Genomic DNA, 23934 nt, shown 5'->3' with positions numbered 1-23934 from the left:
AGCTTGCTCCCGCCGGGCTGCGAAGCGGCCCCCAAAAAGCGGAAGCGTTGCGCCCTCCAGCGGGAGCAAGCTCCCTCGCCACGATGCTTTGATTTGGTGCGCGACTAACTTGAACTTCAACCAGGCCCGCTTCATCTAATTAGCCTTGAAACCTGATGGAGCCCCGTCGTGCCCAGAATCATTTCGCCCAACAGCCCGGAAGCGGCTCTGACCGACCACAGCGAGCACAACGCCAAAATCTTCGGTTCCCCCAAGGACCGTCTCGACTTCTATCGTCGCGAGATCCAGTACGAAACCAGCATCCTGGCCAACCGCACCGATGCCTACCTCACCGCACAATCGTTCCTGGTGATTGCCTTTGTCTCCGGGATGGGCAATCTCAACCCGGAGTGGGGCAAGTTGTTCACCCTGATCGTGCCGGTCATTCTCGCCGCGCTGGGTATTCTCAGCTCACTCAACGCCTGGCCCGGCATACGTGCCGCCTACGAGATCATCGATCACTGGCACTACAAACAAAGTGAGCTGTTGCGCAGTGAGCCGGTCATGGGCATGGCCTACGATGAATCGCCGCTGTTTTCCGAAATGGAGTCGACCCACAAGGGCTACCGCAAGTCACTGCTGTTTTCCATGCGTGCGCCCTGGTTGTTCATGGGGTTCTGGCTGGTGCTGGGCATCTATGCCTTCTATATCCAGATCGACAACCCATTGCGATGAGCAATCGGAGGGAACTTCACTCGGTCACGCGACGCCTTAGCTTTACGGGGTACAAACGCCCCACAGGCCTGCAAAGAGGTGTGCCATGACGACAAACAACGATCCCCAGACCAGTGACCGCAACGACCCGGCGATCGAGGGCGGCGAGCCGGCTCCCGGCACCGCTGCCGACGCCCCCAAGGACCCAACGCCGGCAAGCGATCCAAAGGCCAAGGAAAACGACTACAGTCCAGACTTCAAGCCTGAGCGCGAGCACAAGCCTGAAACCGATGCCGATATCGATACTCAAGGCGGTTAGAGGAGACACTTATGTCAAAAGAATTGGACGAAGAACTCAACGATCCTGGCAATGAAGACCCAGGCTCGTTGATGGACGATGCCGAGGTGCCGCTCAACGATCTGGATGAAGCGGCGGATGTCGGTAAAACCGAAGATCAGGACTGATCCGGCGGCGGGCCGGAGGGATCGCTGAGCTTGAAGTAGAGCTCTTCTTCAGGCGGGCCATCCAGCGACACCTCCTGGCTCACCACGCGGTGATCCATCAAGGTCCGCGCCTGATCACGGCTGATGTTGACCACCGTGGTGCGCTTGCCGGTAACCACATACACCACATCCACGCCGTGGCCGGCCAATTGCGCCAGGTAATCGGCGCGCGGCAAATCCTCGCCGATTTCAAACTGGTGTTGTTCGCGCACCGTGACGCCGCTGGCCCGCGCCAGGTACTGCTGCGAATAACCCAGGCGCCGGCGTTCCTCTAGTAATCGTAGGCCTATCTTTTTCATCGGCTGACTCGCGCTGTTGATACTGACTTTGAAACCCCGGCGCGGCACAGGATTCAATTTTTTTGCGCGGCTCGCCGTTCGTACCACACCAGCATCGGTTGGGTGCTCAGGCCATGCACCATCACGCTCAACGCAATCACCGAGAGGGTGAGATTCACCGCCACGGCGCTGCTGGTGCCGATCAACCCGTGGTTAAGAGCGTAGAACAGGTAATAGATGCTGCCAATCCCGCGAATCCCGAACCAACTGACCAGGCTGCGTTGGCGACGGTCCATCAGGCTGCCCCAAGGCATGGCGAACACGCTGACCGGGCGAATCACGCAAAACAGCAGCGCGGCCAGCGCCAGTGCGCGCCAATCCCAATGACTGACCAGCACGATGCCCAGTACGGTCACCAGGAACACTTCCATGGACCGCTCCACCAGGCTGCCGAAGGCCAACATATCGCCCATCATCACGCCTGCGGCGATCTGCGAATCCTGCAATTGGCTGACATCGCCATGCAGCGCCTGCTCAGGCTCGATCTCCAGGTGGCCCACGACGGGCTGCGCCAGATGCTCGGCCGGGGTCTGGGCGTAACCGGTGGCTTTGAACTCGGCCTGGCGCAGCCCCAGGCCCGCCGCGAACACCGATAGAAAGCCATAGCCGCCGACGGCTTCGGCGGTTACATAAGCCAGGGCGATCAGCGCCAGCGTCAGGTAATCATTGGGTGACAAGGTACTGTCGGCATTGATCAGGCGCATGCGCAAGGTCACACGCCCGATGCCACGGCCCATCCAGTAACCGATCAACAGCCCGACCGGCACCGCCCACAGCAGGTTTTTCAGCACCCAACCAACGATCCAGTCGCCGTCGGTACCGCCGTGCTGCATGAGCAGCAGGCCGAAGATCACAAAAGGGAAGGCGGTACCGTCGTTCAAGCCGGCTTCACCGGACAGGCCGAAGCGCAGCGCGTCGTAGTCCTGGGCGTTGTTGACCTGAACCAGGCCGGCCAGCACCGGGTCGGTGGGCGCCAGTATCGCGCCGACCAGTAGCGACACCCCCCATGACAACTCAAACAGGTAATGCAGCGACAGGCAGGTGCCGAGAATGGTCAGCAACATCACCGGCCCGGCCATGCCAAAGGCGATGCGCCAAGTGCGGTGTTTGAGCGGCAGGCGCAGTTTCAACCCGCTGACAAACAGCGAAAACAGCACGGCGACTTCCGTCAGGTGTTCCATCCAGCGGGCGGAGCCCTTGACGTCCAGGTGCAGCAGGTCCACGCCCAGCGGGCCGATGGCAATGCCTAACAGAAGGCACACCGCCGAAGTGGTCACCGGCATCCAGCGCAGGTAAGAAGAGGTAAGGGCGAGAATGAGCAACACAGCGCCCAATACGGCCAGCCATAAAATAAATGTCATCGAACGAGTACCGGGGCCGTGGTTGGTACAGTTTTTGAGGGCCGCCGCCGGGTGCAGGTTCAATGTGATTGCGGTGAGTTTCAGCCCAGGCCGGCGGCGGGTCCGGACCTCATTGGATTCGGTCCATCAGCAAGCGCTCCAGGGTTTCAACCGGCAACGGCCGGCTGAACAGATACCCCTGGATCTGGTCGCAGCCGGCCTCTTTCAGGAACGCCAGTTGCGCCTGGGTTTCCACCCCTTCAGCGACGACCCGCAGCTTCAGACTGTGGGCCAGTTCGATGATCGTGCGGGTGATTGCCGCATCCTGCGGGTTGGTGGTGACTTCGCGGATAAACGCGATGTCGATCTTCAGCGTGTCGATGGGGAAGCGGCGCAGGTACGCCAGGCTTGAGTAACCGGTGCCAAAATCGTCAATGGCGATCTTTACGCCCATGGCGCGCAAGCGTTGCAGGGCGGCGATGGTGTGCTCGGTGTTTTCCATCAACGAACCTTCGGTGAGTTCCACCTCCAGCCAGTGGGCGTCAACCCCGGTTTGGGCAAGGATGTGTTCGATATCGGCAATCAGGTCGCCCTCGATCAACTGATGCCCGGAGACGTTGACCGACACTTCAATGGCGCCGAGGCCGTTCAATTGCCAGGCGGCGATCTGTTGGCACACGCGTTCGATCACACAGCGCCCCACGGGCACGATCAGCCCGAGGTTTTCCAGGATCGGCACGAACACCGCGGGCGATACCGCGCCATAGCCGGGCCGATCCCAGCGCAGCAAGACTTCCAGGCCGCAGACTTCGCCGGTGGCCAGCTCGACCTTGGGCTGGTAGTGCAGGGCAAACGCTTGTTGTGCAACCGCCTCGCGCAGGTCGTGCTCCAGGTCTTGCCGGGCCAGGCCGTGCACGTTCATCTGCGCGTTATCGCCGCCGCGCTGTTGCAATTGCTGCTCAAGCATCAGGCTGTGTTGCTTGAGCTCGTCGCCGTGGGCCTTGAGCCGCAGCAGGTTACGCACCCGCAGCCACAGCTCGACGCGTTCGACCGGCTTGCTGATGAATTCCTCGGCGCCGGTTTCCAGGCCGCTGACCCGCGCGCTGGATTCGCTCAAGGCCGAAAGCATGATGATCGGGATGTTCGCGGTGACGGGGTTGCTCTTGAGCTGGGTGGCCACTTCGTAACCGTCCATGCCGGGCATCATGATGTCCAGCAGGATCAGGTCGGGCGGCTGCTGCGCGACCCATTGCAAGGCTTCTTCACCGCTGCTCGCGCTCAGGGTCTGGTAGCCCTCGTGTTGCAGCAGGGTTTCCAGGAGTTTGCGTACTTGGGGTTCATCGTCAACGATCAACAGGGTTGCGGGTGAGCTGGCCATGGAGAGGACTCATGCGAGGGGTGAGATAGTCGGGTTCAGCAGGTTGTCGATCACCTGGTACAGCTCCTTGTAGCGCAGGGGCTTGGTGACGTAGGCATCGCAACCGGCCAGGCGGGTTTTTTCCCGATCTTCCTTCATGGCCATGGCGGTGAGGGCGATCACCGGGATGTGCGCGGTGAGCGGGTCTTGCTTGAGCAAGCGGGTCGCGGCCAGGCCGTCCATGCCGGGCAGTTGAATGTCCATCAGGATCAACGCCGGTTGTTCGGCGCGGGCCAGGGTCAGGCCGCTTTCGGCATCCGCGGCCCACTGCACGTTATGGCCGGCAGTGACCAGCAAGAGGCGCGCCAGGCGCATATTCGCTTCGTTGTCTTCGACGATCAGGATATTGGCCATGCCGCCTCCGGAACGCGGTGCAGCGGCAGCCACACCACGAAACGCGCGCCCAGGCCTTCACGGCTGGCCACGGCCACACTGCCGCCGTGCAGCTCGGTCAGTTGCTTGACCATCGCCAGGCCCAGGCCGGTGCCTTCGAATTTGCGCGCCAGGCTGCTGTCGATCTGGCTGAAGGCCTTGAACAGCTTGCCCATGTCGTCCGGGGCGATGCCGATACCGGTGTCGCTGACGCTCAATTCGAGAAACGCCGGATGAGTGCCCGGCGGCGGGACGAAACGCTGCACCGGCCAATCGCCGGGGATCAGGCCGACCTGATCACGCCCGACCTCCCGCACAACCAGGGTCACGGTGCTGGCGTACTCGCTGAACTTCACTGCGTTGGCCAGCAGGTTGTAGACGATCTGCTTGGTCTTGCGCAGGTCCAATTGCAGCCAGCCAAAATCCTGCGGGCTATCCAGCGTCAATTGGATACGCTGCAGGGCGGCCTTTTCGCGCACGATCAACAAGCTGTTGGCCAACAGGCCCGCCAGCTCCACGGCTTCCAATTCCAGATCCATCATGCCGGCCTCGACCTTGGACAGGTCGAGGATGTCGTTGATCAACGCCAGCAAATGCTGGCCGCTGGTGAAGATGTCGCCGATGTACTCACGCTGGATCTCGCTCATGTCGCCCACCAGCCCGTCCTTCAACGCTTCGGAGAAACCGATCACCGCATTGAGCGGCGTGCGCAGTTCATGGGACATGGTGGCGAGGAACTCAGACTTCATGTGGTTGGCGTGCTCCAGCTCCAGGTTCTTTTCTTCCAGGGCGCGTTCGAAGCCTTTGCGCTCGGCTTCCTCCTGCTTGCGGGCGGTGTTGTCGGTGCCGATCAGCAGGTAGCCGATGATCGTGTCATGCCGGTTGCGCAGGGCCGTTACCGAGACCATGGCCGACAGGCGGCTGCCGTCCTTGCGGATGTAGGTCAGCTCGTAAATGTCTTCGATGCCACGGGAGGCCTTGAACACCAGGGCTTCGAAACCCGGCGTGATCGGTGTATCGAGTTCCAGGCTGAGGGCGGCGGCGCGGGTGATCAGTTCTGCGGGGTCGGAGATGTCGGCGGGGGTGATGCGGTTGAGCACATCGGCAGCGGCGTAACCGAGCATGCGTTCGGCACCGACGTTGAAGATCTGGATCACGCCTTTTTCGTCCGTGGCGATACTGGAGAAATACGCGCTGTTGAAGATTGCATCCTGTAGCGCGCCGGTCTTGAGCAAGGTTTTCTGGCGCTTGAACTCAACGATTTTTTCGGCGCGTGATTGGGGCGGGTCGGGTAGGAGGGTGTCCATTGCCAGGCATTCCGTGAACTTCAGGCCTGCCATCGGCATAGCACGATGGCGCAGAACAGGCTCACAGAAGATCGCGCGAACGCGACAATGAGGAGCTGAGTTCATTGGACAATAGCAGAGATTGTGGCGTTTTGATGGCCTTCGGTGTGGTTTTGAAGCGTGAAACCATTCATTTCAATGCTTTGCGCGATTCTGCGCTGATGAAACGATTCATCCGGCCAATAAATGGCGGCGCAAGCGCTTGCGTAAGCAAATGTATCTGAACTAGAGTCGGCGGCACTCAACAACAAAAACAATAAATCCAGGAGCTCATCCATGAGCCTTGAACCCTTGCTTGAGATGCAGGGCATCAGCAAAACCTTCAACGGTTTGCGCGTGCTCAACAGTGTCGGTTTGAAGGTCTACCCCGGCGAAATCCACGCCTTGATGGGGGAGAACGGCGCCGGCAAATCCACGCTGATGAAGATCCTCTCCGGCGCCTACCAAGCCGACCCCGGTGGCGCAATCCGCATCGACGGCCAGCCCGTTGCCACTTTTACGCCCGCTACCGCCAAAGCCCTCGGCATCGCTGTGATCTATCAGGAACTGAGCCTGTGCCCGAACCTGAGCGTGGCCGAGAACATCTACCTGGGCCGCGAGTTGCGCCGAGGCTGGACCATCGACCGCAAGGCCATGCAGGCCGGTTGCCTCGAAGTGCTGCAACGCCTGGGCGCAGAATTCACGGCCGCCACCCAGGTCAGCAGCCTGTCGATTGCCGAGCGCCAATTAGTCGAAATCGCCCGCGCCCTGCATGCCCACGCCAGGATTCTGGTGATGGACGAACCGACCACGCCACTGTCCTCCCGTGAAACCGATCGCTTGTTCGCGTTGATCAAACAGCTGCGCAACCAAGGGCTGGCGATCATCTACATCAGCCACCGCATGGCCGAAATCTATGAACTGTCGGACCGGGTGTCGGTGCTGCGTGATGGCCACTATATCGGTGAGTTGACCCGCGATGCGCTGTCGGCCGACGTGCTGGTGAAGATGATGGTGGGCCGCGACCTGTCCGGCTTCTACAAGAAGGAACACGCGGCCTATAACCCTGGCAACGTGGTGATGCGCGTGCGCGATATGGCCGACGGCAAGCGCGTGCGCCACTGCAGTTTCGATTTGCATGCCGGTGAAGTGCTGGGCATTGCCGGGCTGGTGGGGGCAGGGCGCACCGAGCTGGCGCGGCTGATCTTCGCCGCCGACCCGCGCACCAGCGGCACCCTGGAGGTGGTGGGCAAGACAGTGACGCAATTGCGCACCCCGGCGGACGCGATTCGGGCCGGCGTGGTGTACCTCACCGAAGACCGCAAGGCCCAGGGCCTGTTCCTGGACATGAGCGTGGCCGACAACATCAATGTCTGCGCCTGTGTGCCGGATGCGCGTGCCGGTGGCGTGCTCGATCGCGCCCATGGCGCACAGCGTGCGAAGGACGCTATCAAGTCGCTGTCGATTCGCGTGGCCTCGGGCAAGGTCAATGTGGGCGCGCTGTCCGGCGGCAACCAGCAGAAGGTGTTGCTGGCGCGGCTGCTGGAGGTCAAGCCGCATGTGCTCATTCTGGATGAGCCCACCCGTGGCGTGGACATCGGCTCCAAATCCGAGATTTACCGCATCATCAATCAATTGGCTCAGGCGGGTGTGGGCATCGTGGTGATCTCCAGCGAACTGCCGGAAATCATCGGCACCTGCGACCGCGTGCTGATCATGCGCGAAGGGCAGTTGGTGGCTGAAGTCGGCGGGGCCTCCGGTCACGTCATTTCCCAGGAACGTATTATCGACCTCGCCACCGGTGGCGATCAGGTGGTTGCCAATGGCTGAATTGAATAGCGCAACAACGACAAGCAAGGCTGAACGCGTACGCGAGTTGATGCGCACGGTGGGCATGTTGCCGGTGCTGGTGTTGCTGTTGGTGGGGTTTGCCCTGGCCAGCGAGAACTTCATGACGATGCAGAACCTGTCGATCATCACTCAGCAGGCTTCTGTGAACGTGGTGCTGGCGGCCGGCATGACCTTTGTGATTCTCACGGCGGGCATCGACCTGTCGGTCGGAGCGATCCTGGCCGCGTCGGCGGTGGTGGCGTTGCAGGCGTCGATGTCGCCGCAGTTCGGCATGTTCGGCATCGCCGCCGGGATTGGCTTCGGCCTGTTGCTGGGCTTGGTCAACGGTGGGTTGATCGCGTTCATGCGGTTGCCGCCGTTCATCGTCACCCTCGGCGCGCTCACCGCCATGCGTGGCCTGGCGAGGCTGCTGGCCGACGACAAGACCGTGTTCAACCCGGACCTGCCTTTTGCGTTTATCGGCAACGACTCGATCCTCGGGGTGCCCTGGCTGGTGGTGATCGCCGTGGCGGTGGTGGCGCTGTCGTGGTTCATTTTGCGCCGCACCGTAATGGGCGTGCAGATCTATTCAGTGGGCGGCAACCCGGAAGCGGCGCGGTTGTCGGGGATCAAAGTGTGGAAAGTGCTGCTGTTCGTCTACGCCATGTCCGGTGCGTTGGCCGGGCTCGGCGCGGTGATGAGCGCCTCGCGCCTGTTCGCCGCCAACGGCCTGCAACTGGGGCAATCCTATGAACTGGATGCGATTGCCGCAGTGATTCTCGGCGGCACCAGCTTTACCGGCGGCGTCGGCACCATCGGCGGCACCCTGATCGGCGCGCTGATCATCGCAGTGCTCACCAATGGCCTGGTGCTGCTGGGGGTGTCGGATATCTGGCAGTACATCATCAAGGGCATTGTGATCATCGGCGCGGTGGCGCTGGATCGTTATCGCCAGTCCGGTGCGCGTACCTGAGTTGACGCCTACAACAATCACAAGAGAGAGAGAACCGCATGAACGTCAAACGTATTTTTCCGGTCATTGCCCTGGCTGCCCTGATGTCCCAAGCCGTGCAAGCGCGAGAGCTCAAAGCCCTCGGCATCAGCATGGGCTCGCTGGGCAATCCGTATTTCGTGACCCTGGCCGATGGCGCCACGGCGCGGGCCAAGGCGCTCAACCCCAACGTCAAAGTCACCTCGGTGTCGGCCGACTATGACTTGAGCAAGCAGTTTTCGCAGATCGACAACTTCATCTCGTCCAAGGTCGACCTGATCCTGATCAACGCCGTCGACCCGTCCGCTATGGCGTCGGCGATCAAGAAAGCGCGGGATGCCGGAATTGTGGTGGTGGCGGTGGACGTGGACGCCAAGGGCGTGAACGCCACGGTGCAGACGGACAACATCGAAGCCGGCAAGCTGGCCTGCCAGTACCTGGTGGACAAACTTTCGGGCAAGGGCAATGTGATCATCCAGAACGGCCCGCAAGTGACCGCCGTGACCGACCGTGTCAAAGGCTGCAAGGCCGCGCTGGCCACCGCGCCGGAAATCAAGGTGCTGTCCGACGACCAGGACGCCAAGGGCTCGCGTGAAGGCGGCTTGAACGCCATGCAGGGTTACCTCACGCGCTTCCCGAAAATCGACGGCCTGTTCGCGATCAACGACCCGCAAGCCATCGGCAGCGACCTGGCGGCCAAGCAGCTCAAGCGCAGCGGCATCATTATCACCTCGGTGGACGGCGCGCCGGATATCGAAAACGCGCTGAAGACCGACACACAGATCCAGGCTTCCGCCAGCCAGGACCCGTGGGCCATGGCCCAGACCGCGGTGGATGTGGGCAATGACCTGCTCAACGACAAAGCCCCGGCCGAAGCGGTGACCTTGCTCACGCCCAAACTGATCACCCGCGAAAACGTGGGCAGCTACAGCGGCTGGTCGAGTAAACACTGAGCCGTTGACGCAAAGGGGATAGCGCCATGGTCACCATGGATGACGTGGCAAGCAGGGCCGGGGTGTCGACGTCGACGGTGTCCCATGTGCTCAACGGTACGCGCAAGGTCAGCCCGGCCACGGTGCAGGCGGTGCAGCTGGCGATCCAGGCGTTGGGCTATACCCCCAACACCCTGGCGCGCTCACTGGCGCGGTCAAGCACCAGCACCATCGGCGTGGCGATCTCGGCGCTGTCCAACCATTACTTCAGCGAGACGGTGCACGCGATTGAAACCGAGTGCGCCAGGCACGGCTACATGATGCTGTTCGTCGACACTCACGACGACCCGCAACAGGAATTGCGAGTGGTCACCGCGCTGCATCACCGGCGGGTCGACGGTATTGTGCTGGCGCCTTCTAACGGCTCGTTGGCCCTGGATTACCTGCGTACCAACGAGATTCCCGCAGTGCTGGTGGATCGCATGATGAGTGAGCAGTTCGACCAGGTCGGGGTGGAGAACAGCCAGGCCACCCAGGCGCTGATCGCGCATCTGATCGCCCACGGGCACCGCCGCATCGGCTTTATCGCCGGGCGTACCGGGTTCAGCACCACCGATGAGCGGGTGGCGGGCTACCGGGCCGCGTTGCTGGCGGCGGGGTTGGTGTTTGATCCGCAGCTGTTGGTCAACGGCGGCTCCAACACCGAGCCGGCCCGCCAAGCCACCCGGCAGTTGCTGAGCCTGGCCGCGCCGCCGACCGCCATCATGGCCGGCAATAACCTGATGACCCTCGGCGCCATGCACGCCCTGCGCGACGCCCATATCGAGGTGCCGGGGCAAATGGCCCTGGTCGGTTTCGATGATTTCGAATGGGCGGATTTCTTCGTACCGCGCCTGACCTTGATCGCCCAGCCGGTGCAGCAACTGGGCGCACGCGCCGTCGAGCTGTTGCTGCAACGCATGGCGAACCCCGCTGCACCCAAGCACAGCGTGCGCCTGGCGCCACGCCTGCACGTGCGTCATTCCTGTGGCTGTGATTGATTGGACCAACCCACCTATGAACCGTCCTGTTTCCCTCGGTATAGACCTTGGCACCTCGGAACTCAAAGCCATCCTCATGGACCTCGACGGCAACGTGCTGGCCCATGCGGGCGTGCGCTTGAGCGTGACGCGTCGCCATGGCGGCTGGTCCGAGCAGGCGCCGCAAGACTGGTGGCAGGCCTGTTTGCAGGCGCTGGACCAACTGCGCGGGCATGCGGCGTTTGCCCGCGTGGCCTGTATCGGCCTGTCGGGGCAGATGCACGGCGCGGTATTGCTGGGCCACGACAACCGCGTGTTGTACCCGGCCATCCTGTGGGACGACGCCCGCGCAGTTTTGCAGGCAGAGCAACTGGGCGCCGGCCACGCCGACGTCACCGGCAGCTTGCCGATGGCCGGGCTGACCGCACCGAAACTGCTTTGGCTGCGGCAGCACGAGCCGGACCTGTTCAAGGCCATCGAGTGCGTGCTGTCGCCCAAGGATTACCTGCGCTTGCGTCTGAGCGGGGAGCGGATCAGCGAGATGTCGGACGCCGCCGGTACGTTATGGCTGGATGTGGCACGCCGCGAGTGGTTTGCCCCGATGCTGCGCGCCACCGGCCTTACGCCCGCGCAGATGCCCAAGCTGGTGGAGGGCGGTACCGCGAGCGCATGCGTAACGGCCGTTGGGTTGGGCTTGTCGCCGCACGTGGTCATCGCCGGCGGCGGCGGTGATAACCCGGTGGCGGCAGTCGGGATCGGCGCCGTCAATGCCGGTGACGGTTTTATCACCCTGGGCACCAGCGCGGCGATTGTCGCGATTACCGATCGCGCCGCCGGCAACCCGGCCAGCGCGGTGCACAGCTTCTGCCACGCGCTGCCCGATCGCTGGTACACCATGGGCGCCATGCTGGCCGGAGCCAGTTGCTTGCGCTGGGTGACGCGCCTGACGGGCAGCCCCGATGAGCAAACGCTGTTGAACCAGGTGCAGGCGCAATTGCCCGTCGACCAACCGGTGCCGCTGTCCACACCGTTGTTTCTGCCGTACCTGGCGGGTGAGCGGACGCCCCATAACGACCCCTTGCTGCGCGGCGGCTTTATGGGCCTCGGCCACGACTGCACGCCGGCGATGCTCGGCTATGCGGTGATGGAAGGCGTGGGTTTTGGTTTGCTCGACGCCTGGCGCGCGGTGCAATCGACCGGCGCCGAGGCCAAGTCCTTCGCGCTCGTAGGCGGCGGGGCGCGCAGTGAATATTGGGCGCAACTGCTGGCGAATATTCTGCAACGTGAGATCTACACCTTGCACGGCAGCGAGTTGAGCGCGTGCATTGGGGCGGCGAAATTGGGGTTTATGGCGATTGGGCAGGGCGCGCAGTTGTTGGCGGCGGGCATGCCGGTGAAGGCGCGGTATGTGCCGGATGAACGACAGCAGCCGGTGTTGGCGGCGCGCTATCGCAAATTCCAGGGGCTGCTTGCCGCAGCGAAAAGCATCGAGGACTGAATAGGCGGCGGGAGCAGACCTGATGCGCGGTGTACTGTCAGTCGGTCAACGGCGGCAACCGCCGCTTCACCGGGGTTTTCTTGACGATTGCGGTGTTGGTTTCGGCATACCCGTTGATGCGGTCCAACAGGCTGTCCAGATGATCCATGGTGCGCACATGCAGGCGGGCGATGAAGCAGTCTTCGCCGGTGACCTTGTCGCATTCGGTGAATTCCGGGATCGCCTGAATCTGGCGTTCCACTTCCTGCAACTTGCCGGGCAGGGGGCGGATGCGCACGATGGCTTGCAGCAGATAGCCGAAATGTTTGGGGTCGATATCGACGGTGTAGTGAGTCAGTACGCCGCGCTCTTCCAGGCGGCGCAAGCGTTCGCCGACACTCGGCGAAGACAACCCGGTGATGCCGGCCAGGGCCTTGAGGGACAGGCGCGAATCATCCATCAAGGCGGCGATCAGTTGCTGGTCGATGGTGTCAATCATACGGTTTGCCTAATAAATAAAGGTGATTCGAGGCTGCGGCCTTTTTTAGTCGCTGGAGCGGCTGCGCGCCAGATTGCCATAATTGAGCCTCACTTGAGGAGCATCAATTATGGATACCGCTGTACGGCGCGGAATGTGGGAAATGATCGCGGCCATGCTGATCTCCGGCACCATCGGCTGGTTTGTGCTGGTGTCCGGCGTGTCGGTGATCGAGGTGGTGTTCTGGCGATGTGTGATCGGCGCGCTGGCACTGTTGCTGGTGTGCGCCTTGCTCGGTTACCTGCGGCTGGACGTGCTGAGTTGGCCCAGGCTGGGGCTGGCGGTACTCAGCGGCGTGGCCATCGTCGGCAACTGGCTGCTGCTGTTCGAATCCTATTCGCGCGCTTCAATCGCTATCAGTACGGCGGTGTATAACGTGCAACCGTTCATATTGGTGATGCTGGCGGCGATGTTTCTCGGTGAACAGATCACCCTGCGCAAAATCACGTGGCTGAGCGTGGCGTTTCTGGGCATGTTGGCCATTGTCACCGCCCAGGGTGAGCAGCAGGGCGGCGGCGACTATCTGGCAGGCATCGCACTGGCCCTGGGCGCGGCTTTTCTGTACGCGGTTGCCGCGCTGATCATCAAACAGCTCAAGGTAGTGCCGCCGCACTTGATGGCGTTGATCCAGGTGACCACCGGCGCCGTGTTGCTCGCACCGCTGGTGCCCTGGGACCGTTTGCCGGCGTCGAGCGATGCCTGGGCGGCGCTCGCGACCCTGGGCCTGGTGCACACGGGTTTGATGTATGTGTTGTTGTACGGGGCGATACAGAAGCTACCGACCGCGATGACCGGCGCATTGTCGTTTATCTACCCGATTGCGGCGATTTTCGTCGACTGGATCGCGTTCGGGCATCGCCTGGGATGGCTGCAATGGCTGGGTGTTGCGGCGATTTTATTGGCGGCGGCGGGGTTGCAGCGGGGCTGGTGGTGGCCCCGTAACCTCGGCAGGAGCGCGCTTGCTCGCGAACAACGCTGACGATAACGCAGCGCCTCTGGCTAAACCGCGGCGTGCTCAGATTATTCGCGAGCACGCTCGCTCCTGCAGAGGGTCAGTGCGTGCCCTGAAAGATGATGTTTTCCGGGTTGAAATGCTCCACGGCGCTGCCCGGCTGCGGCAGGCCCAGGATATGCCCCTTGATCTTGCCCACCACGTGCATCTCGCACGGTTTGCAGTCGAACTTCAGCGTCAGGACCTCATCGCCATGGATCAGCTGCATCGGCGCCACCTTGGTCTTCACGCCCGTCACGCCCTTGGCCTGTTTAGGGCACAGGTTGAACGAGAACCGCAGGCAGTGCTTGGTGATCATCACCGGCACTTCGCCGGTTTCTTCGTGGGCCTCGAAGGCTGCATCGATCAGCTTCACGCCGTGACGGTGGTAGAAGTCGCGGGCCTTCTGGTTGTAGACGTTGGCCAGGAACGACAGGTGCGCGTCCGGGTACACCGGCGGCGGCGTGGTCTCGGCCTTGCGTCCACCACGCGGGTGCGCCTGGATGCGCGCAGCGGTCAGTGCTTCGATCACTTCACGGCGCAACGCCTTGAGCTGCGAGTTGGGAATGAAGAACGCTTGCGGCGCATCCAGCTCGATCCGGGTGGCGTGGTACTCGGTGGTACCCAGTTGGCCCAGCAGGTCGCGAAGGGTGTCCAGGGCCTGTTCCGGTTTGTTGGCCACCCCAAACGGGCCGGGCAGGGTGACGCTGGCGCTGATGCCTTCTTCGCTGGTGGCGGTGACGTCCAGTTGCGCTTCACGCAGGCGTGCCACCCATGACAGGCCGATACGGCGCTCGGCCGAGGTCTTGAGCAGCGCCTGCTGCCAGTTATGGTCCAGGTTGCGGTTCAACGGGTGGTTGGGGCGCAATTGATGCAGGCCGGCCGGCATTTCGTTGGGTTCGACGCGGTAGCGATAGCGCTTCTCGCCGTCTTCCTCGAATTCGCCCTTGGGTTCTGCGATGTTGGCGCGGAAACCCACCACTTCACGCTTGACCAGTACATTGAGACCGTCGCCGTTGGACAGCGGCTCATGGGTGACCACCTGCAAGTCGCGCTTGCCGGCCTTTTCCACCACGCCGACAGGCAGGCCGGTAAAGGTCGGGGTATCGAAGGCACCGATATCGATCTTGCGGTCGCTTACAAAGTAGTCGGTACTGCCACGGTGGAAGGTTTTTTCCGGGTCGGGCAGGAAAAAGTGCGCGGTACGCCCGCTGGAGGCACGAGCCAGGTCCGGACGGTCTTCGAGGATCTCGTCGAGGCGCTGGCGGTAGTAGGCGGTGATGTTCTTCACATAGCCCATGTCTTTGTAGCGGCCTTCGATCTTGAACGAACGCACGCCGGCTTCGACCAGTGCGCGCAGGTTGGCGCTCTGGTTGTTGTCCTTCATCGACAGCAGGTGTTTTTCAAAGGCGACGACGCGGCCCTGGTCATCTTTCAAGGTATACGGCAGGCGGCATGCCTGGGAGCAGTCGCCACGGTTGGCGCTGCGGCCGTTCTGCGCGTGGGAGATATTGCACTGCCCGGAGAACGCCACGCACAAGGCGCCATGGATGAAGAACTCGATGGCGGCATCGGTCTCGTCGGCGATGGCGCGGATCTCTTGCAGGTTCAGCTCACGAGCCAGCACCAACTGGGAGAAGCCGGCCTGGTCGAGAAACCTGGCCCGGCCCAGGGTGCGGATGTCGGTCTGGGTGCTGGCGTGCAGCTCGATGGGCGGAATATCCAGCTCCATCACGCCCAGGTCCTGCACGATCAACGCATCGACGCCTGCGTCGTAGAGCTGGTGGATCAGCTTGCGTGCCGGTTCCAGCTCGTTGTCATGCAGGATGGTGTTGATGGTGGTGAATACGCGGGCGTGGTAGCGACGGGCGAATTCCACCAGTTGAGCGATATCGCTCACCTCGTTACACGCATTGTGCCGGGCGCCGAAGCTCGGCCCGCCGATATAAATGGCGTCGGCGCCATGCAGGATAGCCTCGCGTGCGATGGCAACATCGCGGGCAGGGCTGAGCAATTCCAGGTGATGCTTGGGCAAGGACATAGTTTTTTTAGTCAGGCTTGTCACAATCGAGGCGCGCATTGTAGCTGCGAAATGTCCGACCGGCATCTACCACAGGGCTGTCTGTTCGACGAAGGCAGGATGCCGCCAACCCCCTGTGGAAGCTGTCGAGCTTCAGCGCGGCTGCCAAAGCGGTCGATCGGCCAATACAGATGTCGACTCTTTCAGGCCTTGGCAGCCATTGCGGTCACTTCCACACGCATGCCTTTCACCGCCAGTTCGGCAACACCCACCGCCGCGCGTACCGGCCAGGGCTTGGCGAAAAAGCGCTTGTAGACTTCATTGAACGCGGCGCGGTCGGCCATGTCGGTCAGGTAGATGGTCAGGTGCATCACCCGGTCCATGGAGCTGCCGGCCTTTTCCAATGCGACCTTCAGTGCTTGCAGAGTGCATTCGCTTTGCACGGTGATGTCGCCCAGTTCCAGGCTGCCGTCGGCGTGGGTTGGAATCTGGGTGGAGACCAGGATGCCGTTGAAGCCGATGACGTCGGATGAGATGGACTCTGCATCCGGATCGGGGGTGAAGTGCAAGTCGTGATTTGCCATGAAAACCTCTCGCGTTGACGTAAGCGTAGCCGGGCAGTTTAACCACTGGGCGCCCGCAGGTCACGGTGGCGCACCGTGGCTTTTTTGACGCCAGAAAAGAAAGTTACGCGCCAGGTAAAGTCGCTCAAGACCGCGCCGATAGCGAGTTAGAGACTAATTCTCTGCACGGTTGAGGGTGACATCATGTTCAATGCGAAACTCAAACAAGAACTGGCGACCAGGACGGTCGCAGTCAATGAGTACAAAGGACTGATTGCTGCTCTCGAACGCTCCATGGCCGTCGTCGAGTTCGACCTTAACGGCAAAGTACTACGCGCCAACGATAACTTCCTGAACACCCTTGGCTACAGCCGCGACCAATTGGCCGGCAAAACCCATCGCGACTTTTGCTCCCCAACCCTCACCAGCAGCCCGGCTTACGGCCAATTATGGAGCGACCTGCGAGCGGGAAAGTTTGTGTCAGGCACCTTCAAACGGGTACACAGCAGCGGCGCGACCATTTGGCTGGAGGCAAGCTATAACCCGCTGGTGGATGAGCGCGGGCAGGTGCTGAAAGTGGTCAAGTACGCGCTCGATGTGACCACCAAGGTCGAGCAGGAAGCCGCCACCCGCAGCAAACTCGACGCGCTCGACCGGGCGATGGCGGTCATCGAATTCGATTTGAACGGCCAGGTGCTGGATGCCAACACGAATTTCCAGCACGTCATGGGGTATTCGCTGGCCGAGCTCAAAGGCAAGCATCACCGTATGTTTTGCGAGCCCGGCTTGATCAACAGCAGTGAATACACGGATTTCTGGCGGCGCCTGAATAACGGTGAATTCTTTACCGGCCAGTTCAAACGGCTCGGCAAACACAGCCGGGTCGTGTGGCTGGAGGCCAGTTACAACCCCCTCTACGACGGCGAAGGAAAGTTGGTCAAGATCGTCAAATTTGCCAGTGACATTACCGAACGCGTCGAAAAGTTCGAGGAAGACTCTCGCGGCGCATCGCGGGCTTACCATATCTCCTCCGAAACAGAGCGCTTTGCCGAGCACGGCACCCAGGTTATCCAGGACACCGCCGCCGAGATGCGCCGCATTGCCGAGAATATCGGTGCATCGGCGCGGCTGGTGGGGCAGTTGGGTGACCGCTCCGAGCAGATCACCGCGATCGTCAACACCATTCGTGGGATTGCCGACCAGACCAACCTGTTGGCGCTCAATGCCGCCATCGAGGCAGCACGCGCGGGCGATCAGGGGCGGGGTTTTGCAGTGGTAGCCGATGAGGTCAGGCAGTTGGCGGGTCGTACCAGCCGTTCCACCGCGGAAATCGCAGAAATGATCGGTATGATCCTGACTGAAACCCGGGATGCGGTGAGCAGCATGAACGCCACGCAGGAAGGCGCACAACGCGGCGTCAACCTGGCCGATCAGGCCGGATCGGTGATTTTGCAGATCCGCACCAGCACCAGCGATGCGGTGCAGGCGGTGAGCATGTTTGCGTCCAAGCTGGACGAGTCGGAGGTCATCCCCAAAACCGCAGTGGGTTGGGTTGGCTGATGCTGAACCTGTGAGGCTTGCTTAAGACGCGGCGCCTGCCGAGTTCCTCAATGCGCCTAAGGACGCGAGGGCGCAGGCCTTCCTGCGCCAAGTCCTGTAGCAATATTTATCTCTGTGGCTTATCTATCTGGCTTTATCTCTGTGGCTTATCTAACTGGCTTATCTAACTGGCTTATCTATGTGGCGAGCGAGCTTGCTCGCGCTGGAGTGCGAAGCGCTCCCAAAATTTGGGGCCGCTGCGCAGCCCAGCGGGAGCAAGCTCCCTCGCCACCGGTCAAAGCTTGGACTTGGCGACCAGCGTCTGCAAATCCGGGCTCACCTCGCACCCGGTGCTGATCGTTACGACCAGCACCTGCGCAGCCCTTACTCTTTTACATCCATGAACTCTTCAGCCCACGCCACATAGCTCTCAGGCAATGTGTAGGTGTGGGTCAGTTCCGTGGCACTGAGGTTCGAGGTGCTGTGGGTCAGTTGCCGTTGCGCGCGCAGGCTGTCGTAGGTGGCTTTGATCGCGGCAAAGTAGGCGCCATGCCCGGCCACCACGATGCGCACGCCCAGGCTTGCCAGGCGTTCGCTGTCATGCAGCTGCGGGTTGCCGTAGGTCACCAGCATCAGCGGCACGGTGAGGTTTTCGGCGATTTTTTCCAGGTGTTCGAAGTCTTTGACGCCAACCATGCAGATGCCATCGGCGCCGGCCTTTTCATAGGCCTGGGTGCGCGCGATGACGTCTTCGGTGGGCAATACCCCGGCGTTGGTGCGGGCAATGATCGACAGTTCAGGGTCGACACGCGCTTCAAGGGCCGCCTTGACCTTGCCGATGCCTTCCTCGACGGAAATCAAATCCGTGGATTTACGCCCGAATTGCGCAGGCAAGAGCGTGTCTTCAATGGTCAGCGCGGCAACGCCTGCGCGCTCCAGCTCTTCGACCGTGCGCATCACATTGAGGGCATTGCCGTAGCCGTGGTCGGCATCCGCAATGAACGGCAACTGCGCGACGCGGCCGATACGGGTGGCCTGTTCGACGAACTCACTCAGGGTAATCAACGCAAAATCAGGTGCCGCCAGTACCTGCAGGGAGGCGACGGAGCCGCCCAGGATACCGACCTCGAAACCCAGGTCAGCCGCGATACGGGCGGACATGGGGTCGAAAACGGAGGCGGTTTCGACACAGATGGGCTTGGCAAGCAGTTCGCGGAAGTTACGGCGCAGCGCTGAGTGAGAAATCTTGGGCATGTTGTTTCCTGGCTTTGGTCATCGTCAAGTGACGATCAATGTCTATTCGTGGTGGCGCGAGATTACCACGCGGGCGGGCAGGGGTTTATGACGTTTGAGCGCGGGCATGCCTCAAGCGCACTGGGTGTGGGTCGGTGTTCGCCGTGCGACAAGCCGGATGGAGCGCTACGGGCGCGCCAGCAAAATGCATTATGTGCATTGTTATTGAATTACGTTATGCAATATCGATATTTTACAGCGCCGCCTTATAACCTCAACGTAGGCGCTTACGACTATCACCGAGACCGCACGCGCGGATCGACTTGAAGTGCCTCACACGGCATCTGGAGACGAACGTGCGTTATCTGACAAAACTGGCGGCCGGGATGGCCACCGCATTGATCTGCCTGGCCGCGCATGCGCAAACGCTGGTGGTGGGCGATCAAAGCTATAACGCCCAAGCCGTGATGGAAGCGGCGGGGGTGCTTGAGGACCTGCCCTACACCCTTGAATGGAAGCAATTCACTGCCGGATCGCCGGTCGCCGAAGCACTCAACGGAGGCAGCCTGGATATCGGCCTGCTCGGCGACGCGCCCGTGTTGTTCCTGGGCGCATTGGGTGCGCCGATCAAGGTGATTGCCGTCAGCCGGCAAAACCTTGCGGGCGTGGCCATTCTGGTGAAACGGGATTCGGCGATCCACAGCCTGGCGGACCTTGCGGGCAAACGCGCAGCCATCTGGAAAGGCTCCTGGAGCCAGCAACTGCTGCTGAGCGCATTGGATAAAGCCGGCGTGGCTCACGACGCGCTTGCGCTGCGCTACCTCAGCGCACTGGATGCCTCCCATGCGCTGGAAGGCGGCTCGGTCGACGTCATCGCCACCTGGGAACCCTATGTCACCCAGCAGGAACGCCAAGGTGCAAGGGTACTGGCAACGGCCAAGGGGTTGATCCCGGCGCAGAGCTTCATCGCCGCCAACGCCACGGCGGTCGAGAACAAGCGTGCGCCCATCAGTGACTTTCTCCAGCGCCTGAAAAAAGCCCGCGACTGGGCACGCCAAAGCCCGGCCAACACCGACGCCTATGCCGACGCGTGGGCCAAACGCACCCGCGCCGACGCGGAGATCGCGCGCGCCTGGTTTGCCAGGGCGGGCACCACACTCGAGCCGCTGACCGCCCAGGCACCTGTCGAGGCGCAAACCACCGTGGACTTTTTCGCGGGCCTTGGCCTGGTCAAGTCGTTCCCTGCCGCCAGCCTGTTCGACCCTTCTTTCAGCGCGGCCCTGCAGCCGACCGTCGCGCAAAAACAGCCCTGAATATGCCAAGGAATCCCTCCGACATGACCAAACGACAGCTGAAACTGGGCGCCTTGACCATGGGCTGCGGCGGGCCGGGCCGCCACAACCTGTGGCTCGATCCGCAGTTGCCTGCCGACGCCAGCGTTAACATCGACTGGTATATCGAGATCGCGCGCCAGGCCGAGGCGGCGCTGTTCGACCTGATCTTTATCGTCGACAGCCAATTCATCACCCCAGACTCGCCTTCCCATTACCTCAATCGCCTGGAGCCGCTGACGTTGCTGGCCGCACTGGCGGTGAGCACGCGGCATATCGGCCTGGTCGGCACGCTGACGACGTCCTACAACGCGCCGTATAACGTTGCGCGGCGGCTGGCCTCTTTGGACTTGATCAGCAAAGGCCGCGCCGGCTGGAACGTGGTGACCAGCGGCGATGCCGGTACCGCCGGCAATTACAGCCGTGACGAGCACTATGACTACGCCACGCGCTACAGCCGCGCGGCCGAGCACGTCCAGGTGGTGCAGGGGCTGTGGAACTCCTACGAGGACGACGCCTTCGTGCGCGACCGCGCTACCGGCCAATTTCTCGACCCGAGCAAGCTGCACAGCCTGAATCATCAGGGCGAACACTTTTCGGTGGTAGGCCCGCTGAATATCCAGCGCTCACCCCAGGGCCAGCCGGTGATCTTCCAGGCGGGCGACTCCGAGCAGGGCCGCGATTTGGGCGCCGCAACGGCCGACGTCATCTTCACCCATGCGGCCAGCATCGAGCAGGGGCAGGCGTTCTACCGGGATATAAAGGGCAGGGCGCTTAAGTCCGGCCGTGACCCGGAGCAACTGTTGATAATGCCGGGAGCCGAGATCTACGTCGGCGACACCGATGAGCACGCCCGTGAAATCGAGCAGCACTATCATCAGGTCGACCATAGTTTCGAGCTGGCACTGAAAGAATTCGGGCGTCATTTCGGCTGGCATGACTTCAGCCAGTACGACCTTGATGCGCCATTCCCTCAAGAAAGCCTGGAGGCTGCGCGCAGTAGCTTTTTCACCGCCGCCAAGCGCATCGCCGATCAGGCTCGCGAGAAAGGCTTTACCTTGCGCCAGGCCGTTGAGTTTGGCCGGCAACTGCGACCGGGAGCATTCACCGGCACAGCCGACACGGTCGCGCAGAAAATGGCGGATTGGCTGCAAGCCCGCGCCGTGGATGGTTTCAATATCTACATCGGGCACCCGGAGCAATTTGCTCGATTTACGCGGGAGGTCATACCGTTGCTGCAGGAGCGGGGCGTGTACCGGACCGCTTATGAAGGCACGACGTTGCGCGAGAGCCTGGGGTTGGACATTGCGCAGTTTGCGCGGCGTTAGTTCAGCTGCCATGAGGCTGAACAGTCACCGCCCCGTTTGGCATAACTGCTGTGCACACCCAGGGCTTAATGCGCGGGCGCGCTATGCCTATAGTCCACTTACCCGCGCAGCGCATTTAATGGCGCTGCGCAACCAGCCCGGACTGAGGTGAGCCTGATGAACCGTGAATTCGATCCCGCCCTGAGCGCTGTCAACCAAGTGGACGCCGAGTACTTCGAGTACAGCAAGGCGGCCAATCCCATCAGTGCCAATCTCATCCCACGCATTCCCTACCACAGCTTTCCCGCCTCGCTGTACGACAGCGGCCCCTCGCGCGTCGTAGCGCTGGACCTCAGCGACGCCCTGGGCTGCGAAGGCCCGGCGACCGGCCCGGGCCTGTGCGCGAACTTCATGCGGCTTAATCGCGGCGATACGCTCACCTTGCGACCCAACGCCACGTCGCAGGTGTTCTACGTGATCGCCGGGGAGGGCCGAGTGGTTCAGGGCGAGTCCACGATTGAATGGTCCAAGGGCTGCTTTATCGCGCTGCCCGGCTTACAGGAAGCGCAGTTCAGTGCCGGCCAGGATGCGCGCCTTTACTATGTGCACGATGAACCGTTGTTGCGTTACCTGGGCGTAGCAGCCAACGCGGATCGCTTCACCCCCACCCTGTACCCGGCGGCCTTGGCCAATGCGAAGCTGCGTGAAGCGGCCGATGACCCGCGTGCCCAGGATCGCAGCCGCATCAGTATCCTGCTGGGCAACCGCAACTTTGCGCAAACACGTACCGTGACGCATGTGCTCTGGGCGATGTACGGCATTCTGCCGCCCGGATCGGTGCAGAAACCTCATCGACATCAATCGATTGCCCTGGATTTCATCATCGACTGCCCGCCCGGTTGCTACTCGCTGCTGGGCACCGAGCTGGAGCCGGACGGGCAGATCCGCAACCCGGTGCGGGTCGACTGGGCCCCCGGCCTGGCATTCGTGACGCCGCCTGGGTATTGGCATGCGCACTTCAACGAATCCGACACCGAAGCGTTCCTGATCCCGATTCAGGACGCGGGGCTGCAAACCTACCTGCGTGCGCTGGATATACGCTTCAGTTGAGTCAATGCCAGTCCGGTGTTTCGCCCAGGCGTTCAACGATAAAGTCGATAAAACACCTGACCTTGGACGAGACGATGCGCTTGGGCGGGTAGACGAACCACACGGCAAACTCGCGCTCGACGCCCTGAACCTGCCATTGCGGTAACCAGACCACCAGCTCGCCGGCCTTGAGGCTGCGCGCCACCAGCCAGTGCGGTAACAGCGCGAACCCCAAACCCTGGCGCGCAGCGATCAGCTGCGCGTCCAGATCATTGATCCGGATGCAGTCGCCATGCACCAACGGCGATACCCGGCTGTCGGCGACCAAGGTGATATCGCTCACGGCACGTGTACCCAGTACCGCAGGAACGCCGGCAAGATCGGTGGGTGTCGAGGGCGGCGGGTGCTGCATGGCGAACGCCGGGCTGACCACCAGGCGGTAGTCGCCGTCGCAAAGCTTGCGCGCTTTCAACGTGGAATCGGCCAGCGCGCCAATGCGGATGGCGAGATCGACGCCGGCATGAATCAGGTTGACCTGGGCGTTATCCAGCACCAGCTCGACGCTGATTTGCGGGTAGCGCAGGCGAAAGTCGTTCAAGGCCGGAAGAATATGATGGCGGGCAAAGGCAGGCGGCAGGTTGAGCTTCAATAACCCGCGCGGGTGTTGGTTCAGCGCCGACGTTGCCGCCTTGGCGTGTTCCAGTTCATCAAGCACTCTGCGGGCGTGCATCAGAAACGTCTGGCCACCTTCGGTCAGGTGCAGTGTGCGTGTGGAGCGGTTGAACAGGGCGATGCCCAGGTCCTGCTCAAGGTCTTTCACGTAGCGTGAAACGGTTGAGGCCTTAATGCCCAGGCGCTCGGCTGCGCGGGAAAAATTGTTGCCTTCGGCGGCTTCGACGAACGCGGTCAGGGCGGCGAAATAGTCCAAGGGTGGCCTCAAGGGCAGGGCGGGCTGAGGTGCAGATTGTTGATGTTTGCCCCGTGCTGTCAACCTGGACAAAAGCTATGACTGTGAGCGGGTCAGCTAAGAAGGAGCTGTACCGTGGCGAGGGAGCTTGCTCCCGCTGGACTGCGCAGCAGTCCCA

The 23934-nt window shown here is 61.9% G+C and carries 24 protein-coding genes; 13 read left to right on the top strand and 11 right to left on the bottom strand.

The annotated features are described in order from the left end of the window. Positions 1-168 precede the first annotated feature (168 nt). From Q1V60_RS19410 to Q1V60_RS19400, 3 genes are all read left to right on the top strand, one after another. Positions 169-714, top strand: a complete 546-nt coding sequence (locus Q1V60_RS19410) for a hypothetical protein (protein WP_300633579.1) — start codon at positions 169-171, stop codon at positions 712-714. 85 nt (positions 715-799) lie between these two features. Then, on the top strand, positions 800-1012 hold the full coding sequence (locus tag Q1V60_RS19405; protein ID WP_300633577.1) for a hypothetical protein: 213 nt from the start codon (positions 800-802) through the stop codon (positions 1010-1012). An 11-nt stretch (positions 1013-1023) separates the two neighbouring features. Next, complete coding sequence (locus Q1V60_RS19400; protein ID WP_300633575.1) at positions 1024-1158, top strand: hypothetical protein; 135 nt, start codon at positions 1024-1026, stop codon at positions 1156-1158. On the opposite strand, the gene Q1V60_RS19395 is transcribed toward Q1V60_RS19400, so the two are convergent. From Q1V60_RS19395 to Q1V60_RS19370, 6 genes are all read right to left on the bottom strand, one after another. Continuing rightward, positions 1149-1496, bottom strand: coding sequence for a helix-turn-helix transcriptional regulator (locus Q1V60_RS19395; protein ID WP_300633573.1), 348 nt, complete (start codon positions 1494-1496; stop codon positions 1149-1151). The genes Q1V60_RS19400 and Q1V60_RS19395 overlap by 10 nt on opposite strands. 53 nt (positions 1497-1549) lie before the next feature. Next, positions 1550-2896, bottom strand: coding sequence for a sodium:proton antiporter (locus tag Q1V60_RS19390; protein WP_300633571.1), 1347 nt, complete (start codon positions 2894-2896; stop codon positions 1550-1552). Positions 2897-3005: 109 nt separating this feature from the next. Further along, positions 3006-4253 (bottom strand): EAL domain-containing response regulator, encoded by a 1248-nt coding sequence (locus Q1V60_RS19385; RefSeq protein ID WP_300633569.1) that lies wholly within the window; start codon positions 4251-4253, stop codon positions 3006-3008. A 9-nt stretch (positions 4254-4262) separates the two neighbouring features. Next, the gene (locus Q1V60_RS19380; RefSeq protein ID WP_300633567.1) at positions 4263-4646 is read right to left on the bottom strand and encodes a response regulator; all 384 of its coding nucleotides are present in this window, start codon (positions 4644-4646) and stop codon (positions 4263-4265) included. After that, a complete protein-coding gene (locus Q1V60_RS19375) occupies positions 4631-5971 on the bottom strand; it encodes a PAS domain-containing sensor histidine kinase (protein ID WP_300633565.1) in 1341 nt (446 codons plus the stop codon). Before Q1V60_RS19375 ends, Q1V60_RS19380 begins: the two co-directional genes overlap by 16 nt. A 101-nt stretch (positions 5972-6072) precedes the next feature. Further along, complete coding sequence (locus Q1V60_RS19370) at positions 6073-6288, bottom strand: hypothetical protein (RefSeq protein ID WP_300633563.1); 216 nt, start codon at positions 6286-6288, stop codon at positions 6073-6075. On the opposite strand from Q1V60_RS19370, the gene Q1V60_RS19365 reads away from it, so the two are divergent. From Q1V60_RS19365 to xylB, 5 genes are read left to right on the top strand one after another with little or no spacing between them, the layout of a single operon-like run. After that, positions 6287-7819 (top strand): sugar ABC transporter ATP-binding protein, encoded by a 1533-nt coding sequence (locus Q1V60_RS19365; protein WP_300633561.1) that lies wholly within the window; start codon positions 6287-6289, stop codon positions 7817-7819. The genes Q1V60_RS19370 and Q1V60_RS19365 overlap by 2 nt on opposite strands. After that, positions 7812-8792, top strand: a complete 981-nt coding sequence (locus Q1V60_RS19360) for a ribose ABC transporter permease (protein WP_300633559.1) — start codon at positions 7812-7814, stop codon at positions 8790-8792. The genes Q1V60_RS19365 and Q1V60_RS19360 overlap by 8 nt, the downstream gene beginning before the upstream one ends. Positions 8793-8830: 38 nt before the next feature. Continuing rightward, positions 8831-9763 (top strand): ABC transporter substrate-binding protein, encoded by a 933-nt coding sequence (locus tag Q1V60_RS19355; protein ID WP_300633557.1) that lies wholly within the window; start codon positions 8831-8833, stop codon positions 9761-9763. Positions 9764-9789: 26 nt separating this feature from the next. Next, complete coding sequence (locus tag Q1V60_RS19350) at positions 9790-10782, top strand: LacI family DNA-binding transcriptional regulator (RefSeq protein WP_300633555.1); 993 nt, start codon at positions 9790-9792, stop codon at positions 10780-10782. A gap of 16 nt (positions 10783-10798) precedes the next feature. Further along, positions 10799-12259, top strand: a complete 1461-nt coding sequence (gene xylB, locus Q1V60_RS19345) for a xylulokinase (protein WP_300633553.1) — start codon at positions 10799-10801, stop codon at positions 12257-12259. 37 nt (positions 12260-12296) lie between these two features. On the opposite strand, the gene Q1V60_RS19340 is transcribed toward xylB, so the two are convergent. Then, on the bottom strand, positions 12297-12737 hold the full coding sequence (locus Q1V60_RS19340) for an Lrp/AsnC family transcriptional regulator (RefSeq protein WP_124362860.1): 441 nt from the start codon (positions 12735-12737) through the stop codon (positions 12297-12299). A gap of 109 nt (positions 12738-12846) precedes the next feature. Between Q1V60_RS19340 and Q1V60_RS19335 the strand changes: the two genes are divergently transcribed. Further along, positions 12847-13755 carry a DMT family transporter gene (locus tag Q1V60_RS19335; protein ID WP_300633549.1) on the top strand — a complete coding sequence of 303 codons (909 nt, stop codon included), beginning with the start codon at positions 12847-12849 and terminating at the stop codon, positions 13753-13755. A 73-nt stretch (positions 13756-13828) separates the two neighbouring features. Here Q1V60_RS19335 and Q1V60_RS19330 read toward each other — a convergent pair whose 3' ends face one another. Together Q1V60_RS19330 and Q1V60_RS19325 are read right to left on the bottom strand one after the other, a co-directional pair. Continuing rightward, complete coding sequence (locus Q1V60_RS19330; protein WP_300633547.1) at positions 13829-15808, bottom strand: U32 family peptidase; 1980 nt, start codon at positions 15806-15808, stop codon at positions 13829-13831. Between the two features lie 182 nt (positions 15809-15990). After that, positions 15991-16371 carry a RidA family protein gene (locus tag Q1V60_RS19325; RefSeq protein ID WP_300633545.1) on the bottom strand — a complete coding sequence of 127 codons (381 nt, stop codon included), beginning with the start codon at positions 16369-16371 and terminating at the stop codon, positions 15991-15993. Between the two features lie 183 nt (positions 16372-16554). On the opposite strand from Q1V60_RS19325, the gene Q1V60_RS19320 reads away from it, so the two are divergent. Continuing rightward, positions 16555-17910 (top strand): PAS domain-containing methyl-accepting chemotaxis protein, encoded by a 1356-nt coding sequence (locus Q1V60_RS19320; RefSeq protein WP_300633543.1) that lies wholly within the window; start codon positions 16555-16557, stop codon positions 17908-17910. Between the two features lie 363 nt (positions 17911-18273). Here Q1V60_RS19320 and Q1V60_RS19315 read toward each other — a convergent pair whose 3' ends face one another. Then, positions 18274-19143 carry an oxaloacetate decarboxylase gene (locus Q1V60_RS19315; RefSeq protein WP_300633541.1) on the bottom strand — a complete coding sequence of 290 codons (870 nt, stop codon included), beginning with the start codon at positions 19141-19143 and terminating at the stop codon, positions 18274-18276. Positions 19144-19478: 335 nt separating this feature from the next. Between Q1V60_RS19315 and Q1V60_RS19310 the strand changes: the two genes are divergently transcribed. The 3 genes from Q1V60_RS19310 to Q1V60_RS19300 all read left to right on the top strand — a co-directional run bounded on the left by Q1V60_RS19310 (position 19479) and on the right by Q1V60_RS19300 (position 22870). Then, the gene (locus tag Q1V60_RS19310; protein ID WP_300633539.1) at positions 19479-20435 is read left to right on the top strand and encodes an ABC transporter substrate-binding protein; all 957 of its coding nucleotides are present in this window, start codon (positions 19479-19481) and stop codon (positions 20433-20435) included. Positions 20436-20458: 23 nt separating this feature from the next. Continuing rightward, on the top strand, positions 20459-21781 hold the full coding sequence (locus Q1V60_RS19305; protein WP_300633538.1) for an LLM class flavin-dependent oxidoreductase: 1323 nt from the start codon (positions 20459-20461) through the stop codon (positions 21779-21781). Between the two features lie 156 nt (positions 21782-21937). Next, complete coding sequence (locus Q1V60_RS19300; protein WP_300633536.1) at positions 21938-22870, top strand: cupin; 933 nt, start codon at positions 21938-21940, stop codon at positions 22868-22870. A 1-nt stretch (position 22871) separates the two neighbouring features. On the opposite strand, the gene Q1V60_RS19295 is transcribed toward Q1V60_RS19300, so the two are convergent. Then, complete coding sequence (locus tag Q1V60_RS19295; RefSeq protein ID WP_300633534.1) at positions 22872-23777, bottom strand: LysR family transcriptional regulator; 906 nt, start codon at positions 23775-23777, stop codon at positions 22872-22874. Positions 23778-23934: the final 157 nt, after the last annotated feature.

This window comes from Pseudomonas sp. (genome assembly GCF_030147005.1).
Taxonomy (GTDB): Bacteria; Pseudomonadota; Gammaproteobacteria; order Pseudomonadales; family Pseudomonadaceae; genus Aquipseudomonas.
The sequence above is the reverse complement of the archived record's forward strand: the minus strand, read 5'-3'. Positions and strand labels throughout refer to the sequence as shown.